Genomic DNA, 16,797 nt, shown 5'->3' on the forward strand with positions numbered 1-16,797 from the left:
GCGGTTTCCTTCTCCCCAAGAACCCGCTCCGCAAAGTCCATAAACGCCCGTATGATCTTGACGTCACGACGCTGGGACGATGTGCTCTCAGTAGTCAATCTTTCTTTTGCAATGAAACAGGTGGAGCATCGGAGGGTTCCTTCACACCGGCTTGCCCGAAATATCACGTGACCTGATCTGCCCTGATGAGACAGAGCGCCTAGTCCGACCCTGCGATAACTACTTCGATATCATTTTTATCGAGCATGTCCTGGATATTGGCAGGAGGACGGCGGTCGGTAAAAAACACATCAATTCCGGCCATGTTGTGAAGAGATATCGGAGCCCGCTTGTTGAATTTTCCGCTGTCGGCAACGACGATGCGCACTTGCGCATTTTCAGCCGCAGCACGTGCGATATTGGCTTCTTCGAGATCATGCAGCATAAAGCCCAAATCTCCATTCACGGCTCCAACCGAAAACACTGCCAACTGTACGTTGAAACGCTTCACAAGATCCAATGCCTCTGCACCGAAAGCACCCCCATCATGGGCGCGCAATTCTCCACCGGCCAGAAACACCCGGTTGTTGTTGTGCTTTGACAACGTGTAAGCGACGAAAACCGAATTGGTAACCACAAACAGGTCTTTATGTTTCCGCAACGCAAGCGCGACGTAGGCGGTTGTCGAACCGATATCCAGAAATAAGGAGTCCCCGTCGCTAATTGTATTTGCGACTGCCCGGGCTATTGCTTCTTTCGCATGCGCTTGCGTTCCCAAGCGGTTTTCAAAAGGTGGTTCTATTGCGTCTTCGCTAAGATGTACGCCGCCATGAACCTTCCGCACGATCTTGCGCTCTTCCAGTGCCTTGACGTTACGCCGGATCGTTTCATTGGAAACATTCAGTTTTTGAGCCAAGAGTCTGACCCTGCACGACCCGCCCGCATGTTGCAGCTCTCGAAGGATTTCTTCTTCGCGCTGATTTGTGGTTTTTCGTGGCTTTAACATGCGACCTCCTGAAAGGGGGATACGGCAGTCATCCCAATAAAACAATATTGCGCCCAATACGGTGCCATTCGGGGCTTTGTGTGCGAATTATAACGAATTATCGTGGAGAAATGTGGTTTTTATTGACGTAGTTGTCAGATTGGCGCAGCATGGAAGTGTAATAAACGAAAAACACTCAAAAAGCCACATTCAGGGAGCACAACATGATCAGGAAATTCAATACACTACACGCAATAGCATTAGTCGCTGGCGTAACTGCTTCGGCTTCTTGGGCCGTCGAATCGACGGACCCTATCAAACTGACGCTGCATGATTGGTCAGGACAGCTGATCAACACCAAGATAATGGGAGCAATCCTTCAAGAGGCAGGGTACAACGTTGAATATGTTCAGGCGGACTATATCGCTCAGTTTGCGGGCCTGAAGACAGGTGATCTACATCTGGCAATGGAAATCTGGGAAACCACCGGGCGTGAAGCGCTGGACGAAGCCACCGCCTCTGGCAACGTGGTGAACGTTGGTGAAACCGGTCTGATGGCGATCGAAGAATGGTGGTACCCAGCTTACATGAAAGACCGCTGCCCAGGCCTGCCAAACTGGGAAGCTTTGAAAGACTGCGCAGGGGAATTTGCCACCGCTGAAACCTCGCCAAATGGGCGCTATGTCGGTGGACCTGTGACCTGGGGCGGTTTCGACGACGAGCGCGTCGAAGCATTAGAGCTAGAGTTTGAAGTTGTCCACGCAGGCACGGATGCAGCGCTTTTTGCAGAACTGGAATCTGCATATCAGCGTGAAGATCCGATCATGCTTTGGGTCTATGTTCCACACTGGGCCCCGGCCAAATATGACGGCGAATTCGTGGAGTTTCCGCCATATTCGCCCGAGTGCTACAGCGACCCGTCAGTTGGTGTGAACCCGGATTTGGCCTATGACTGCGGAAAACCGCGTGGTCCGATCTGGAAGGCTGCTTGGGCTGGCCTGCAAGAGAAGTGGCCGGGCGCGTATGACATCATCGAAGCCTATAACATCAATAACGACGAGATGAGCGCCATGGTCGGCAAAGCCGATCTGGACGGTGTGGATATTGATGCAGTTGTCGCGGATTGGATGGAGACGAACAAAGACCGTTGGTCTGGCTGGATCTCTAAATAATCTGCTTGGCCGAAGCGGTTACCCCGCTCTCCTCTACCGCTTCGGTCTTCTTCCGTCTTAGTACCGGACACCACAGATGACCCCCACAACAAAACTGTCCTGCCGAAACGTTTGGAAGCTTTATGGTTCAAACGCCGAGACCCTTCTCGCGCAAAATCCGAACCCATCTGCAGATGACATTCGAAATGCGGGTGTTATCGGAGCGGTACGCAATGCCAATATTGAAATCGTTGAAGGTGAAATTTTCATCATCATGGGCCTGTCCGGTTCAGGCAAATCAACCCTGGTTCGTTGTCTGTCCAGGTTGATCGAACCCACGAGCGGAGAGGTTCTGTTCGACGACGCCGACCTGCTGCGCGCCAGCGAAAAAGAAATGATTGAAATTCGCCGGCACAAGATGGGCATGGTGTTTCAGCATTTTGCCCTGCTGCCGCACCTGACCGTGTTGCAGAATGTGATGTTCCCCCTGACCATTCAGGCTACGCCCAAACACGAGGCCGAAGCAAAGGCGAGAGACGTGGTGGAACTGGTCGGACTGAAGGGGCGTGAAGACTACTATCCACGAGAGCTCTCGGGTGGTCAGCAACAGCGTGTGGGCATTGCCCGATCATTGGTGACAGAGCCCGATCTGTGGTTTCTGGACGAACCTTTTTCGGCCCTCGATCCGCTGATCCGTCGCGAAATGCAGGACGAATTTCTGCGACTACAGGAACGGTTGCATAAGACTATTGTCTTTATCACGCACGACTTTGAAGAAGCCGTTCGCTTGGCAGACCGCATCGCCATTATGAAGGACGGTGAAGTCATCCAGATTGCCACCCCAGAGGAACTGGTGATGAATCCAGCGACAGATTATGTGGCTGAATTCACGCGGCATATTCCGCGCTCCAAGGTTTTGACGGTTGGTGGTGTAATGACCGTCGGCGCTGCGGGTAAGGGTGAGCCCATTGTGCAATCAACCCGCGTCTCGGCCGTGGCGGAACGGATCATCACCGCAGATGCACCAATTCCCGTGACAGACAGCAATGGTCTGGTTATTGGCGCCATTGATCGCAAGGCTGTGGCCCATGTGCTATTCGGTGAAGGGGACGCGGTATGAGCCGCCTGTCCCGCAGCCAGCTTGTCATTCTACTGCTTGTCGGACTGACAATCCTGCTGGGGTATTTCGGCAGTAACCTGGGAAAAGCGCTGGATGCGCGCTGGATCACCAAATTCCCGTCGGCTTGGGTCGTCCCGTTCAAAACTTATATTTCATCTGCGATGTCCTGGTTGATCGAGGATGCAGCAATCGGCCCAGTTTCGTTCACCGACGTTACCCGCGCTGCCGCTTGGTTGATCGAACAGCCCTATGACCTTGTCTTGTCCCTGCTGGCCGAAGGTTTTGTCACCGGGCAAGGCAATGATGCGCAAGTCATTCTACCTGCGATCAGCTGGATTGTAGTGATCACCGCCGTAGTAGCTTTGGGACAGTATTGCCGGGACTGGGGGCTCGCGGCATTGGTCGGCGGCTGCTTTACCTATCTGGCCGTCTTTGGCCAGTGGGACAGCGCGATGGTTACGCTTGCCTCGGTCCTGATTGCGGTGCCCATTGGCGCGGGCGGTGGGCTGTTGTTGGGGATATTGGCCTATCGCCACCTGACTTTCGACCGCATCATCTCGCCCATTCTGGACTTGATGCAGACAATCCCGATCTTCGCCTATCTGGTACCAATTCTGTTCATGTTCGGCTTTGGACCGATTTCGGCGCTGGTCGCCACGATCATCTATGCGACACCGCCTATGGTGCGAATCACCACGCTTGCCTTGAGAGCCGTCGACCCCGAGATTTTGGACTTCGGGCGCATGGCAGGCACGACGCAAAAGCAGTTGATGTGGCGCGTTTTGGTTCCTTCCGCCAGCCACAGTCTGATGGTGGGTGTCAATCAGGTGATCATGCTGACGCTGAACATGGTCATCATTGCCTCGATGATCGGGGCCGGAGGATTGGGGTTTGACGTCCTTGCCGCGCTGCGCCGCCTCGATATCGGCGCTGGGTTCGAGGCCGGTATTGCCATTGTGGTTCTGGCCATTGCGGTCGATCGCCTAAGTCAGGCTTTCGCCGAGCGTATGGGGCAGGTACATCACGAGCTCCCCGGCTCGTGGATCACCCGCCATCGCCGGACAGTTCTGGTAATGATCCTGCTGATTTTGACCTGGGTTCTAGGGCAGTTCTCACCCCTGCTGCTGGAATATCCTGAAAGCCAGACGATCACCACTGGCGGGTTCTGGGATGACACGGTCAAATACCTGAACATCAATTATTTTGACACGTTCGAGGCGATCAAGATCTTCTTCCTGACGTGGTTCATGATCCCGATAAAAACGGTTTTGCTGGGAATCCCATGGCCTTGGGCGATTGCCATGCTGACCTTGCTGGGTTGGCACGCGGGGGGCTGGCGGCTGGCACTGCTGTGCGGAGGACTGGCGTCGCTGATCCTCGTATCAGGACTGTGGGCCAAGGCAATGGTGACAGTTTATCTCTGCGGAGCCTCTGTGTTTCTTGCTACTCTGATCGGAGTTCCGCTGGGTGTTGTGGCCGCACTGAACAAACGCGCCGGGACAGTGATCAACCTGTTGATTGATACGTTGCAGACTTTGCCCAGCTTTGTCTATCTGATCCCGGTAGTGATGCTGTTCCGGGTCGGCGATTTCACTGCCCTGATTGCCATAGTCCTTTACGCACTGGCCCCGGCCGTGCGTTATGCGGCCCACGGCGTGCGATCGGTCAGTGAGGAATTGATCGGGGCCGGATTGGTTTCTGGCTGCACACGCACGCAACTCCTGCGCCATATTCGCTTGCCCATGGCCCTGCCCGAAATCCTTCTGGGCATTAACCAGACCATCATGCTGGCGCTGTCCATGCTGGTTATCACGGCCCTCGTTGGCACCCGCGATCTGGGGCAGGAGGTCTACATTGCCCTGACAAAGGCTGACACTGGCCGGGGTCTGGTCGCAGGGCTGTCCATCGCATTCATTGCCATCATCGCTGATAGGCTGATCAACGCTAGCGCTCGTCAGGCACGCATCCGCTTTGGAATGGAGAGTTGATATGTCCAAATCCGACCTGATGACCCGCATTCGAAAGCTACCGATCTGGCAGGGCGAGATCAAAGCCACCCCGTTGACGGGTGGGATTACAAATGTGAACTACAAGGTCACTGACAGCAGTGGATGCTATGTGGTGCGTGTCGGTGACGACATCCCTTTGCACCAGGTGATGCGCTTCAACGAACTGGCTGCCAGTAAGGCCGCACATGCAGCGGGTCTGTCACCCGCTGTAGTGTTTTCGTCCAACGAATTGACAGTGCTGGAATTCGTCGAAAGCCGCACTTTGACCGAAGAGGACATACGCGACCCCAGTATGCTGCCGCGGGTGCTGGAGCTCGTGAAAGCCTGCCACCTTGAAGTGCCCAAGCACCTGCGCGGACCGTCGCTGGTGTTCTGGGTCTTTCACGTCATCCGCGACTATGCTGCCACTCTCACCGAGCGTGGAAGTTCGCATAAGGGCCTGATCCCGGAACTTGTGCAAATTGGAAATGACCTGGAAGCCGAAGCCGGGCCGTACGACATCGTGTTTGGCCATAACGACCTGCTTTGCGGCAACTTTCTGGACGATGGCACCCGCCTGTGGCTGATCGATTTCGACTACGCGGGATTCAACTCGCCACTATTTGATCTGGGGGGGCTGGCCTCGAACAACTCCCTTTCCAATGAACAAGAAGACTGGGTTCTGGAAACCTATTTCCAGGCACCCGTCACCAACCAATTACGTCATCGCTATTCGGCGATGAAATGCGCCTCGCTGCTTCGTGAAACCATGTGGAGCATGGTGTCCGAGATCACCTCGGAAATCGACTTCGATTACGCAGCCTACACGAGCGAATATCTCGCACGGTTTCGCACGGCCCTGACCGATTACAAAAACACCTGAGGACAAATATGACCGACCTTCCAAATACAGCCAAAGCCGTCATCATCGGCGGCGGCATCATCGGCTGCTCGACCGCCTATCACCTTGCCAAGCTTGGTTGGACCGACACGGTGCTGCTGGAACGCAAAAAGCTGACTTCGGGCACCACATTCCATGCGGCGGGCCTGGTGGGGCAGCTGCGTTCGAACGCCAATATAACTCAGCTGTTGGGATATTCAGTCGATCTGTACAACAAGATTGAAGAAGAAACCGGTCTGGGAACGGGCTGGAAAATGAATGGTGGTTTGCGTCTCGCCTGCAACGAGGAACGCTGGACCGAGGTCAAACGGCAGGCCACCACAGCCCATTCCTTTGGTCTGGACATGCAGCTGCTGACCCCGAAGGAAGCGCAGGATCTTTGGCCGCTGATGGATATCGGTGACGTCATAGGCGCGGCGTTCCTGCCCACCGATGGGCAAGCAAACCCCTCGGACATTACCCAGGCGCTGGCCAAGGGCGCGCGCATGGCAGGCGCGAAGATATTCGAAGATACAAAGGTCACCGATCTTGAAATCGAGAACGGCAAGATCCTCGCCGTAATCACTGAACATGGCCGTATCGAATGCGAAAAAGTGATCGTGTGTGCAGGTCAATGGACGCGCGACTTTGCCGCCAAGTTCGGCGTGAATGTGCCGCTGGTACCAATGGAACACCAGTACATGGTCACAGAACCATTTGGTGTGCCCGGCGATCTGCCTACCCTGCGGGACCCTGATCGGCTGACCTATTACAAGGAAGAGGTCGGTGGGCTCGTCATGGGCGGCTATGAGCCGAACCCGATCCCGTGGGCGGTGAATGGCATACCGAAAGGTTTCCACTACACCTTGCTCGACAGTAATTTCGACCATTTCGAACAGATCATGGAGCTGTCGCTGGGCCGGGTGCCAGCGTTGGAAACTGCGGGGATCAAGACACTGACGAACGGCCCCGAAAGCTTTACTCCGGATGGAAACTTCATCGTGGGTGAAGCACCAGAGCTGAAGAATTTCTTTGTTGGCGCTGGTTTCAACGCCTTTGGCATCGCCTCGGGCGGTGGCGCCGGAATGGTGCTGGCAGAATGGGCCGCCAAGGGCGAGCCGCCTTTTGACCTGTGGTCCGCCGACATTCGCCGTTTTGGCCGCCCGCATTTCGACACCGATTGGGTCCGCACCCGCACAGTCGAAGCATATGGCAAACACTACACCATGGCATGGCCACACGAAGAACACGAATCCGGCCGCCCCTGCCGCAAGTCACCGCTTTACGATTCGCTTAAGGATCAGGGTGCGTGCTTTGGCGAAAAACTGGGTTGGGAGCGCCCGAACTGGTTTGCCGACGCATCGCTGGGCGAGGCGCCAAGGGACGAATACAGCTTTGGCCGCCAGAACTGGTTTGCCGCCGTTGGTCGCGAACACAAAGCGGCCCGGGAGGCGGCCGTGCTGTTCGATCAAACATCGTTCGCCAAATTCGCGCTGAAAGGCCCCGACGCCCTGGCTGCGATGAACTGGATATGTGCCAATGATGTGGACAAACCGGTGGGCGCTCTGGTCTATACCCAGATGCTGAATGACAAGGGAGGAATTGAATGCGACCTGACCGTGGGCCGTGTTGCGCATGATGAGTTCTACATTGTCACCGGCACAGGCTTTGCCACCCACGATTTCGACTGGATCAGCCGCAGTATTCCGGACGGGCTAAACTGCCAGCTGTTCGATATCACCTCCTCAAACGCAGTATTGTCGCTGATGGGGCCGAAATCACGAGACATTCTGGCGGCGGTTACCCGCGACGATGTGTCGAATGACGGGTTCAAGTTTGGTACGATCCGGACAATCGGTATCGCCGGTTGCCCTGTCAGGGCACTGCGGGTGACATATGTGGGCGAGCTTGGCTGGGAACTGCACTTGCCTGTTGAATATGCACAAACAGTCTACACAGCGCTGATGGAAGCAGGGCAGCCGCAAGGGCTGGTTAATGCAGGCTACCGCGCAATTGAATCTCTTCGGTTAGAAAAGGGTTACCGCGCCTGGGGATCTGACATCGGGCCCGATCACACGCCGTTTGAAAGCGGGTTGGGCTGGGCTGTGAAACTGCGCAAAAACATAAACTTCAAGGGTCGCGCGACAAGCGAAAAGCAAAAGGCCGAGGGCGTCAAAAAGATGCTGGCCTGCTTTACCGTCGACCCTGATGTGGTGCTGTTGGGCCGCGAAACGATATACCGGGATGGAGAACGTGTGGGTTGGCTAACGTCGGGTGGCTATGGTTACACGACCGGCAAATCCATCGGTTACGGCTATGTCCGAAACCAGGGTGGTGTCGATGCGGAATTTGTTACGTCCGGCACATATGAGTTGGAGGTTGCGACCCAACGTGTCCCCTGCGACGTTACACTTCAACCGCTTTACGATCCCAAAATGGACCGTATCAAATCGTAACACAAACCCCTGTAGCTTGGATGAGGTTGGGGCAAATGTGTCCCAACCTCATTACCTCGGGAAAGGTGTTCATTTTCCAGTTAAACCAAGAGGTGTCCCGGCAGGATTTACTGTCCAGATCACCAGGTTGCCGGCAGATTTGGAATGCACAAGCACTTTGTTTCCTGTTCTCGCCGCGCAACGTCAAATACCCCGCCGCACTACCTGCGCTGGTGGGGCACAAGTCAGATGTTCAACTGCATGGATGACTTTGTTCGGTCCATTGCAACGAATGTCCTGAACTTTCGGATGTTCTTGTTCGAGAAGAATAACCGTTGGGTAAGCTTTTCATATTCCGACATATCTCGAACGATAACGATCAGAACAAAATCCACTTCACCAGTAACATAGTAACATTGCTGAACCTCAGGGGCATCATAGAAGCTGTTCTTGATTTCATCAATTTTTCCGCCTGTCTCGGTTTTTAGTTCGACTTCGACGAAAATGGTCAGCGGCAATCCCACGGCTGCCGGATCAATATGCGCTGATTGCGCGGCAATGATCCCTTCCGCCTCCATGCGTTTGATCCTTCGCTGTACGCTGGGCGCAGACAGATTCACGCTTTCACCGATTTGACGGTGCGGCACCGTATTGTCCTGCTGCAACACCCTAAGAATCGCGAGATCGAAGCTATCCAGACTTCCTGATGAAAATTTTTGCTTCACGGCAACCTTATGCAAGTTGGTTTCAATTTTACCTGCAACTTAGAGCAAAAACATCACCGCCATTGATTTATTTTTGCACCAACAATGGAAGGATCACAAAATGCTCGCAAACTTTGAGACTGTCGGAATTGAAAGCCATGCAGCCAAGCCACGCTTTGGCCATGCCGCCGCAACCACTTTACCCCGCGAGGGTTTTGACCTCGCGCAGCGGGAAATTCAAAGCTGGAATGGATATGAAAGAGCCCCAATGCTATCCCTTCAAGGTCTAGCCGATGCGCTGAATCTGGGCACAGTCTGTTACAAGCATGAAGGGTTAAGATTTGGCTTGGGCAGTTTCAAAGCACTTGGCGGCGCTTATGCGGTTCTGCGGGTATTACAGCGTGAATTGACCGAAAAGGCAGGCCGGGAAGTCACCGCCGATGAGATTCGAAACGGCACCCATGCTGCCGGAATTGCAGACATAACCGTCATCTCCGCAACAGATGGCAATCACGGGCGTTCAGTGGCTTGGGGTGCCCAGCGCTTCGGCGCGCCTTGCCGAATTTACATTCACAAAGAAGTAAGCGAATTTCGCGCCGACGCAATGCGCCAGCTGGGGGCCGAAGTGATCCGAGTTGATGGAGATTACGACGCTTCCGTAGCACAGACCCGCATTGATGCAGCAGAACACGGCTGGTTGATCGTTTCGGATACTTCCTGGCCCGGTTACACTCAGGCACCGCTTGATGTCATGGCTGGCTATGGGGTCATGGCGCGTGAGATCGTGCAGGACTTAGCTTTGCCACCCACCCATGTCTTCCTGCAAGGCGGCGTTGGAGGCTTGGCGGCTGCCGTCACCGCGGTATTCCTCCAGGATTGGGGGCAGAATGCTCCGCGCGTCATCGTGGTCGAGCCTGAATTGGCCCCCTGCCTTTTTGCAAGCGCCCAGGCAAATCGGCCTACAGCCGTCGAAGTAGGCGAAGAAACCATAATGGCTGGGTTATCCTGCGGCGCGCCGTCCGAATTGGCATGGAACGTTTTGGGAGAGGCCGCCAGCGGTTTCATGACGATCCCTGATCAGCTTGTGGCACCGGCCGTCCGCCTATTGGCAAACGGCGCTTTCGGAGATGAGCCAATCGAGGCTGGCGAAAGCGCCGTAGCCGGTCTGATTGGCTTGATCTGCGCGTCATTGCGCACCGACCTGCGACAACAATTTCAAATTACACCAAAATCCCGAGTGATGTTAATCGGGTCAGAGGGCGTCACAGATCCGCATGTTTTCAACCGGATCATGAATGATAGCAACTGACATGCGGAAATGACCCGCTTGGTATTCCCCCTTGGTGGAAGCCGCGCCCGGCTTCCACCTTCCGGCCAGGCCGCCGGAGTTTACCTCTGTCCCACCTGCAAGATACGCCTTTGTCCTTAGCCAATCATGCAGGTTCACTTCCTTTCGACAGAGAACCGCGTTCCCCAAGGGTCCGTCAGCTCTTGCGGTTGCAATACAGTCCCATCCGTCAACAGCACGATCTCGTCCAAGCCGCTGCTGTCAGTTGGACGAGCTTTTGCACCATTGCTGTTCCAGATATTGCCTGCAAAGTGATGGTGGTACCCGCCCGAACTGTAGAACCCTGCTGAACCTTCGTGCAGCATGCAGTCCTGCGCTAGATGTCGCGTCATAAATTCGTCGACCGAATTGATATCCCCGACCTGAAGGTGGACATGTCCGACCACCATATTTTCCGGAGCCCCGGACCAGTCTGTCCGGGCTGCACCTGCAATGGCCCCCAGATCCAGATGATGCGAGCCCATGCGGGTATACTTTCCATCCATCTGCCATGTATCAACAGGCCGGTCGGCGTAGATTTCGATCCCATTGTCTTCTGGATCGTTGAGATACAACGCCTCGCTGACGTCGTGATCCGCCGCCCCGGTCAACGGGATGCGGTTTTGTGCAGCATAGATCAGCCAGCGTCCCAGGTAATCGCGGTCCGGCATTAGAAAAGCTGTATGGAAAAGGCCCGCCGCATGCGGATAGCGACGCGCGGTACGGTCTTGGCGCAACTCGAGCAGAACGTTGTTTCCAGCGCCCAGTTTCAGGGTTTCGCCATCCCGCGCCAATTCCTCAAGGCCGAGCACTTGTTGGTAAAAGGTCCCAACAGCGTCCAGATCGTTCACAATCAGTGCCACACGGCCGATTGACACGGGGGCTTCACTGCTTTTCATGCCAAAGACTCCTTTTCTGAGATTCGAAACCCCCTTCCCATCAACCGCGCTGGCGTATGCCCGCGTTCCCAGCATATTCGCGATCATCGTTGTACTGGCGGCGGCAGTCAAACCTCCAGCCATCCTGTTTAGAAATCCTCGCCTGTGCACATTGCCGGGATTGCAGCATAGAGACCCTCGGCAAGCACGCGGTACAGATCGACCTGCACATCACGATCGGCGGCCAGTTCACCGGCAACAGCCTCGATCAACTCAACCGGCCCCTCGCCACACGCGGTGGCGTGCTGAACATAGGTATCGCCAATATACCACGCGAAGTTGTTGAGGTTCCGGTAAACCAAAACATCCCGACAAAACCCTTCGGACAGTTTGATCGAGGCCTGGGTTTGTGCGTCTTTGCTTAGCTTATCGGCAGCGAGCGGGGTACCTGCCCAAGTCGCCCGCCCATCATACCGACGTCACCCAGTGGACCCCTCGGACGACGTATTCGGCATGCTCCCCAATCTTGCACGCGTATCTTCTTTTACATCGCCCATGGCCATGCGCGCGAAGGCTTGCCGCCAGCCTGGGGCGAGGTCTGTCAGATTTGCGAGGGCTTCGGCATCTTCACGGGAAACTCGTCGTGTTAGACGGGCGCGGGTCACGTACAACACGCTCCAGTCCGGATTGCGCCTTTCAATCAACGTTATTCGATCTCCTGCTTCGACCTCACCGGTTTCCAGAACACGGTAGTACCACCCTGTGCGACCCGTTTTCTGAAACAGGTAGGGCATCCTTTCATTTCCAGTGTGCAGTCCAAGTTTCCAGCAGGGCTGACGGCCCTGGCTGATTTGAACGATTGCCGTGCCCAGCCTCAGGATGTCGCCAATGCACAGATTTTCCTCGGTCAAACCGGTTGTTGAGATGTTTTCACCAAAAGCAGCGGGCACTGCGCCGGGGGGCAGCTGCCCTTCTCTCTGCCAATCCGCATAGTGATCCTGCGCATAATGGTGAATGGCTTTCTCTGCACCGCCATGCACGGTCAGGTCCGCCTGTGCATCATCTGAAAATCCAGTAAGTGAAATGACCTGACGGCCAGACACCCGGTCCTTTTGAATGGCAGAGGGCGGCCTTGCTTCCCAGCGGTTCGTGACACGACCCAGGAAAATGCCACCGATTTCTGAGGATAGTTCAGGAAGGAACATTCAGGCTTCTTTGTGTTCGATGCATATCTTTTCTTCTTCGCCGCGCTCGAGGCTAAGGTTCAGCAAAGTGCAAAAGTCATTTCCCATACCTGTCTCATGATAGGCGCAGGTCATGCATTTCCCGAACGAGTGGCCACCGTTCGCTGCCAATGCCAACCTCAAGCTCTGAAGAAGGCCCTCCTTGAGGGACACCTGAACGCTGGCGGGCAGATTGCCAATGGCGTCTGCAATCGGATTGGCCTCTGCCAAAACGGCGCGGCCAGCCTCGGTCAACTCATACGAGATCGACCGCTGGTCAGATTTTTGCCGGTGTTCGGCGGCGTATCCCTTGCGCACAAGCGCCTTCAGGGTCTGGGACATCGTTCCGCGTGTTGTCCCAAGGTATTCTGCGACATGTGACGGTGAACGGGAAAACTGATTTGCCTCGGACAGGTACTCCAGCGCGGCTCTTTGCGTCGGATTCAGGTCGCCCGCCCAGCCCGCAGCGGAATCTATCCTGGCAAGGCGGTTGATAAGGATACGAATATTGTGATCGTTTCTCATGCTACAACAAGTAGCGAGTCGAAATTAAAGTTGCAATGTGTTTTTTCTTATTGTAGCGAGTCGCTATTACTTGACCGGAGATGAGAAATGACACTTACTTGGAAATCACTTGCTGCCATTGTGATCGGAGCTTCACCTTGCATCGTAGACGGCACTCACGCCCTTCATCAGGAGGGGGCTGTTATCTCTCCCGCTGATGCCAGCATGACGGCTGACTTCGACATCCTTGCAGCGCATGCGCATCGCAACGGCAATATTGTTACGTTTCACATGACCACCAACGGCACTGCCGGGGCTTCGGTTCCAGCGGCAACCGGGGCAGTGGGCGGGTCAGACGTCTGGTCCTATGTGTGGCCTACATCTCTGGATCCGTCCGCAGTGGGTTTCGAAGGCGGCACCGGCATACTGGCAATGGCTGCAACCAGCCACCCGGATTTTGACGACACGCCTCTTTTTGATGAAAACGGCGATGGCAATCCAGCCAATGATGGCATCGAGTGGCACAGCCACTGGGTTGTACTCACCCCGACAGAAGCTTGCGGCCCGGGCGCCCTTGCAGTGCGCGATATTCCCGAAGGGTCGACGCCAAAGCTTCCTGCAACCTGGCCCGGGTTCCCAATCTTTCTGGACAGCCCTGGGTTCACACCGCTGTTCGATGGCCCGGAAATTCAGGCTAATGCTGGGTTTTCCAGCGACGTTCAGCTTGAGGGCATCGCTTATGATGGCGTGACCTCTGCCCTGCGGGTAAACGCCAACATTCACGCTCCGCTGTTGTGCGTCACGGATGTTTTCGACATTGCGTCGGGCGACCTGAGCCTGCCGGGCAAGCTTCAGTAACGGTATCAGCCGGTCGCTTCACGCAGGCGTCCGGCCCCTGAACAAGAGAGACCAATATGCAAGCACCTGAACTACAGGTCAGTGAATGGTTCAACACTGACAAGAATTTAAAGCTTTCGGATTTCCAGGGTAAGGTTGTCCTGATTGAGGCTTTCCAGATGCTGTGCCCAGGCTGCGTCCTCCATGGCATTCCTCTGGCACAAGCTGTGCGGGAGCATTTTTCCAGCGAACACGTCGCCGTAATCGGTTTGCACACCGTTTTCGAACATCATGACGCGATGACCCCGGTATCACTGAAAGCCTTTCTTCACGAATACCGTATCAAATTTCCTGTGGCGGTCGACAAACAGGGCACTGGGCCTTTGCCGGAAACCATGGCGGCATACGGAATGCGCGGCACGCCCAGCCTTGTTCTGTTGGATCAGTCAGGACGGATTGCAGCACATCACTTTGGCCAGGTCTCAGAGCTGCAAGTGGGTGCAGAGATTGGCAGCCTGCTTGCCCGTAAGGCTGCTGCTGAGGACGCAAGTCGGCACCCCAGTCAGGCCAGCCGGTGTGATGACACTGGCTGCGCTGTGTAAAACGGAAGTGTAGAGAAGACAAACCAAGGCGCACTTCCCTTTCTCGGTTTGTGCTACTTGGGTTCACCCTTTTCTTAACTGTGCAGGTCTGCCCTGGTTTCACATGATCGTTTCGGCCAGGCACTACGCCCGTTTCAGATTTGAATACCGCGATAGCAATACGGCCGGATCATCTGGAATACGGTTTCACACCGGTCGAGGCAAGTTTCGCAAACTCTGTCGTGTTCGGCTGCCAACCTTGTCGTGTATGAGCGAGTGATGCCAGTGAAATTCTTACTAAATCCGTGCGATCGGCAAGCTTCGTCGATACCTTGTTTCTTGCATTACTCGGGGGAAATGGCGGATGAAGTTCATTCACATCACTGATATACACCTCGTCCGCGACTCCGGTCCGCTAAATGGCGGCTTTCCGTCCCAGCGGTTGGACGCCTGTTTGGACGATATCCTTCGGTGGCATTCCGATGCGGCGTTCTGTGTCATCTCTGGCGACTTGGCTGAATTTGCCGAGGAAGAGGCCTATCGGGCGCTCAAGGCGAGACTGGCCGCATTTCCTCTTCGCTCATTTCTGCTGATTGGAAATCACGACGACCGAGCTGTTTTCCAATCGGTCTTCCCGGATCATCCAAAGGATGCCAACGGGTTTGTCCAGCATCGATTCGAAATAGATGAGGGTGTTTTCTTATTTCTCGATTCAACCAAAGACGGGCGCGATGTGCATGAAGGGCAGCTTTGCCCTGCCCGGCTGGACTGGCTCAGGCAGCAACTGACCGAAGCCGAGGACAAGCCCACCTATGTGTTTTTGCACCACCCACCCTTTGACCTTGGCATTCCCCTTGTGGACGATATCAGGCTGGTTGAGGCGGACGCCTTTGCTGATGCCCTCAAACACGGACGCAATATTCGGCATGTATTTTACGGTCATGTACACCGCATGACCTACGTGAATTGGCTCGGCTTTCCATTTACCAGCCTGCCCAGCCTCAACCACCAGGTCCCGTTGAATGCGGCCAGCGTCGATGGCGAGTTCTGCGACGAACCTCCGGCCTACGGTGTGGTACAGATTGCCGAGGATCAGCTGACGGTGCATTTCAACACTTTCCTGCAACGCAACCCATTGCATCAGACCTGAGGCATGGAATCCTACTGGATCGCATTGGTTCTCGTTTCGGCGGCAACCCACCCATTGCGCGACCTTGCGCTGAAAGGGGTTACGCATCCGGTGTCGTGCTATGTCGGGGTGTCCCTGACCTGGGTGATTCTGGCGGCGGTTCAAACGCTGGCCATGGGACATGATCTGAGCTTGCCTTATGAGGTCTGGCCCTTTGTCGCGATTTCGGCCCTTGGGCTTACCTTCTATTACTACGGCACGTTGTCGGCCCTGAGACGTGGGAACCTTTCGGTCTATTATCCGATCATCCGTTCGTCGCCGATTGCCATTGTCGCTTTCAGCTGGCTAGCCCTTGATCAGCATTATTCGTGGTTCACATTGGTGGGAATCGCGCTGGTCCTTTTAGGCAGCCTGATGATCCAGAAGTCGCCCGGCGGCCTACTGCACGATCACAGAGCATTCGCGCTGGCAAGTATGGCGATGCTGGGGTCGGCTGCCTATTCGTTAAGCGATGCCCAAGCGATGAAGCTGACCAATCCGGCACCTTTCCTGTTTTTCACCTATATTCTTGTGACACCGCTGCTTGCTGGCATCAGGGCCTGGGAAGATCGCCACTTGTCAGCCCCGTTCCTGGGGGTCGTGCGGGGCTGGGTACAGGCATCGGTGCGGATCGCATTTGCCGGGATCGTGTCCTATCTGTCATACCTGTTCATCCTAACCGCTTTTCAGCTTGGGGCTGAGGCCGCCACAGTCAGCGCGGTCCGGCAAGCATCAATCCCGGTTTCGGTGACCCTCGCAGCGATCATCCTCAAGGAATCCCGCTTTCTGCACCGTATCGGCTGGGCCAGCCTGATCGCACTGGGAATTCTCTTGATTACGCTGTCCCGAGGTTAAACATGTATCCACTGTCTTGATGTACCGCAAATTCACCATTCTTCCACTGGCCTTGTTTGGGATCTTTCCGGACAAAATGGCCGGTCCTGTAGTGGCGTGCACGACAAAACCAAAGGATTATACTGATCGACCCGAAACGCTCTATCGCTGGACCCAATGCTAGGATGCCGTAATCGTTCTGA

General features: G+C 55.2%; 16 protein-coding genes. 10 read left to right on the top strand and 6 right to left on the bottom strand.

Features of this window, described 5'->3' with window-relative positions; all coding sequences use genetic code 11:
* Positions 1-199: 199 nt before the first annotated feature.
* Positions 200-985 carry a DeoR/GlpR family DNA-binding transcription regulator gene (locus tag AC2FLU_RS13840; protein ID WP_480555812.1) on the bottom strand — a complete coding sequence of 262 codons (786 nt, stop codon included), beginning with the start codon at positions 983-985 and terminating at the stop codon, positions 200-202.
* Between the two features lie 203 nt (positions 986-1,188).
* Between AC2FLU_RS13840 and AC2FLU_RS13845 the strand changes: the two genes are divergently transcribed.
* The 5 genes from AC2FLU_RS13845 (at position 1,189) to AC2FLU_RS13865 (ending at position 8,559) form a co-directional block, all read left to right on the top strand.
* Positions 1,189-2,136, top strand: coding sequence for an ABC transporter substrate-binding protein (locus AC2FLU_RS13845; RefSeq protein ID WP_480477729.1), 948 nt, complete (start codon positions 1,189-1,191; stop codon positions 2,134-2,136).
* 76 nt (positions 2,137-2,212) lie between these two features.
* On the top strand, positions 2,213-3,235 hold the full coding sequence (locus AC2FLU_RS13850; RefSeq protein WP_480555808.1) for a quaternary amine ABC transporter ATP-binding protein: 1,023 nt from the start codon (positions 2,213-2,215) through the stop codon (positions 3,233-3,235).
* Positions 3,232-5,223, top strand: a complete 1,992-nt coding sequence (locus AC2FLU_RS13855) for an ABC transporter permease (RefSeq protein ID WP_496808251.1) — start codon at positions 3,232-3,234, stop codon at positions 5,221-5,223. The genes AC2FLU_RS13850 and AC2FLU_RS13855 overlap by 4 nt, the downstream gene beginning before the upstream one ends.
* 1 nt (position 5,224) lies before the next feature.
* Complete coding sequence (locus AC2FLU_RS13860; RefSeq protein ID WP_480555805.1) at positions 5,225-6,106, top strand: phosphotransferase; 882 nt, start codon at positions 5,225-5,227, stop codon at positions 6,104-6,106.
* 8 nt (positions 6,107-6,114) lie between these two features.
* Positions 6,115-8,559: a GcvT family protein gene (locus tag AC2FLU_RS13865; RefSeq protein ID WP_480555803.1), complete on the top strand. Its 2,445-nt coding sequence runs from the start codon at positions 6,115-6,117 to the stop codon at positions 8,557-8,559.
* 224 nt (positions 8,560-8,783) lie between these two features.
* Here AC2FLU_RS13865 and AC2FLU_RS13870 read toward each other — a convergent pair whose 3' ends face one another.
* Positions 8,784-9,278 carry an Lrp/AsnC family transcriptional regulator gene (locus AC2FLU_RS13870; protein WP_480555801.1) on the bottom strand — a complete coding sequence of 165 codons (495 nt, stop codon included), beginning with the start codon at positions 9,276-9,278 and terminating at the stop codon, positions 8,784-8,786.
* Positions 9,279-9,363: 85 nt separating this feature from the next.
* Between AC2FLU_RS13870 and AC2FLU_RS13875 the strand changes: the two genes are divergently transcribed.
* Positions 9,364-10,551: a diaminopropionate ammonia-lyase gene (locus AC2FLU_RS13875; protein ID WP_496808250.1), complete on the top strand. Its 1,188-nt coding sequence runs from the start codon at positions 9,364-9,366 to the stop codon at positions 10,549-10,551.
* 134 nt (positions 10,552-10,685) lie between these two features.
* Here AC2FLU_RS13875 and AC2FLU_RS13880 read toward each other — a convergent pair whose 3' ends face one another.
* The 4 genes from AC2FLU_RS13880 to AC2FLU_RS13895 all read right to left on the bottom strand — a co-directional run bounded on the left by AC2FLU_RS13880 (position 10,686) and on the right by AC2FLU_RS13895 (position 13,195).
* Positions 10,686-11,468 carry a VOC family protein gene (locus tag AC2FLU_RS13880; RefSeq protein ID WP_480555797.1) on the bottom strand — a complete coding sequence of 261 codons (783 nt, stop codon included), beginning with the start codon at positions 11,466-11,468 and terminating at the stop codon, positions 10,686-10,688.
* A gap of 128 nt (positions 11,469-11,596) precedes the next feature.
* Positions 11,597-11,809: a hypothetical protein gene (locus AC2FLU_RS13885; RefSeq protein WP_480477745.1), complete on the bottom strand. Its 213-nt coding sequence runs from the start codon at positions 11,807-11,809 to the stop codon at positions 11,597-11,599.
* Positions 11,810-11,926: 117 nt separating this feature from the next.
* Positions 11,927-12,652, bottom strand: coding sequence for an MOSC domain-containing protein (locus tag AC2FLU_RS13890; RefSeq protein WP_496808249.1), 726 nt, complete (start codon positions 12,650-12,652; stop codon positions 11,927-11,929).
* A complete protein-coding gene (locus AC2FLU_RS13895) occupies positions 12,653-13,195 on the bottom strand; it encodes a MarR family winged helix-turn-helix transcriptional regulator (RefSeq protein ID WP_496808248.1) in 543 nt (180 codons plus the stop codon).
* Between the two features lie 87 nt (positions 13,196-13,282).
* On the opposite strand from AC2FLU_RS13895, the gene AC2FLU_RS13900 reads away from it, so the two are divergent.
* The 4 genes from AC2FLU_RS13900 to AC2FLU_RS13915 all read left to right on the top strand — a co-directional run bounded on the left by AC2FLU_RS13900 (position 13,283) and on the right by AC2FLU_RS13915 (position 16,615).
* Positions 13,283-14,032, top strand: coding sequence for a hypothetical protein (locus AC2FLU_RS13900; protein ID WP_496812012.1), 750 nt, complete (start codon positions 13,283-13,285; stop codon positions 14,030-14,032).
* A gap of 56 nt (positions 14,033-14,088) precedes the next feature.
* Positions 14,089-14,613, top strand: a complete 525-nt coding sequence (locus AC2FLU_RS13905) for a redoxin domain-containing protein (RefSeq protein ID WP_480520712.1) — start codon at positions 14,089-14,091, stop codon at positions 14,611-14,613.
* A gap of 343 nt (positions 14,614-14,956) precedes the next feature.
* The gene (locus AC2FLU_RS13910) at positions 14,957-15,742 is read left to right on the top strand and encodes a phosphodiesterase (protein ID WP_496715982.1); all 786 of its coding nucleotides are present in this window, start codon (positions 14,957-14,959) and stop codon (positions 15,740-15,742) included.
* A gap of 3 nt (positions 15,743-15,745) precedes the next feature.
* Positions 15,746-16,615, top strand: coding sequence for an EamA family transporter (locus AC2FLU_RS13915; RefSeq protein ID WP_496808246.1), 870 nt, complete (start codon positions 15,746-15,748; stop codon positions 16,613-16,615).
* The last annotated feature ends 182 nt before the right edge of the window (positions 16,616-16,797 follow it).

The organism is Ruegeria sp. SAZD013, assembly GCF_059612525.1.

What these genes read in the sequence shown, in the direction of transcription:
- AC2FLU_RS13840 (WP_480555812.1), bottom strand. Translation starts at nt 985, where the DNA reads ATGTTAAAGCCACGAAAAACCACAAATCAGCGCGAAGAAGAAATCCTT.
- AC2FLU_RS13845 (WP_480477729.1), top strand. Translation starts at nt 1,189, where the DNA reads ATGATCAGGAAATTCAATACACTACACGCAATAGCATTAGTCGCTGGC.
- AC2FLU_RS13850 (WP_480555808.1), top strand. Translation starts at nt 2,213, where the DNA reads ATGACCCCCACAACAAAACTGTCCTGCCGAAACGTTTGGAAGCTTTAT.
- AC2FLU_RS13855 (WP_496808251.1), top strand. Translation starts at nt 3,232, where the DNA reads ATGAGCCGCCTGTCCCGCAGCCAGCTTGTCATTCTACTGCTTGTCGGA.
- AC2FLU_RS13860 (WP_480555805.1), top strand. Translation starts at nt 5,225, where the DNA reads ATGTCCAAATCCGACCTGATGACCCGCATTCGAAAGCTACCGATCTGG.
- AC2FLU_RS13865 (WP_480555803.1), top strand. Translation starts at nt 6,115, where the DNA reads ATGACCGACCTTCCAAATACAGCCAAAGCCGTCATCATCGGCGGCGGC.
- AC2FLU_RS13875 (WP_496808250.1), top strand. Translation starts at nt 9,364, where the DNA reads ATGCTCGCAAACTTTGAGACTGTCGGAATTGAAAGCCATGCAGCCAAG.
- AC2FLU_RS13880 (WP_480555797.1), bottom strand. Translation starts at nt 11,468, where the DNA reads ATGAAAAGCAGTGAAGCCCCCGTGTCAATCGGCCGTGTGGCACTGATT.
- AC2FLU_RS13890 (WP_496808249.1), bottom strand. Translation starts at nt 12,652, where the DNA reads ATGTTCCTTCCTGAACTATCCTCAGAAATCGGTGGCATTTTCCTGGGT.
- AC2FLU_RS13895 (WP_496808248.1), bottom strand. Translation starts at nt 13,195, where the DNA reads ATGAGAAACGATCACAATATTCGTATCCTTATCAACCGCCTTGCCAGG.
- AC2FLU_RS13900 (WP_496812012.1), top strand. Translation starts at nt 13,283, where the DNA reads ATGACACTTACTTGGAAATCACTTGCTGCCATTGTGATCGGAGCTTCA.
- AC2FLU_RS13905 (WP_480520712.1), top strand. Translation starts at nt 14,089, where the DNA reads ATGCAAGCACCTGAACTACAGGTCAGTGAATGGTTCAACACTGACAAG.
- AC2FLU_RS13910 (WP_496715982.1), top strand. Translation starts at nt 14,957, where the DNA reads ATGAAGTTCATTCACATCACTGATATACACCTCGTCCGCGACTCCGGT.
- AC2FLU_RS13915 (WP_496808246.1), top strand. Translation starts at nt 15,746, where the DNA reads ATGGAATCCTACTGGATCGCATTGGTTCTCGTTTCGGCGGCAACCCAC.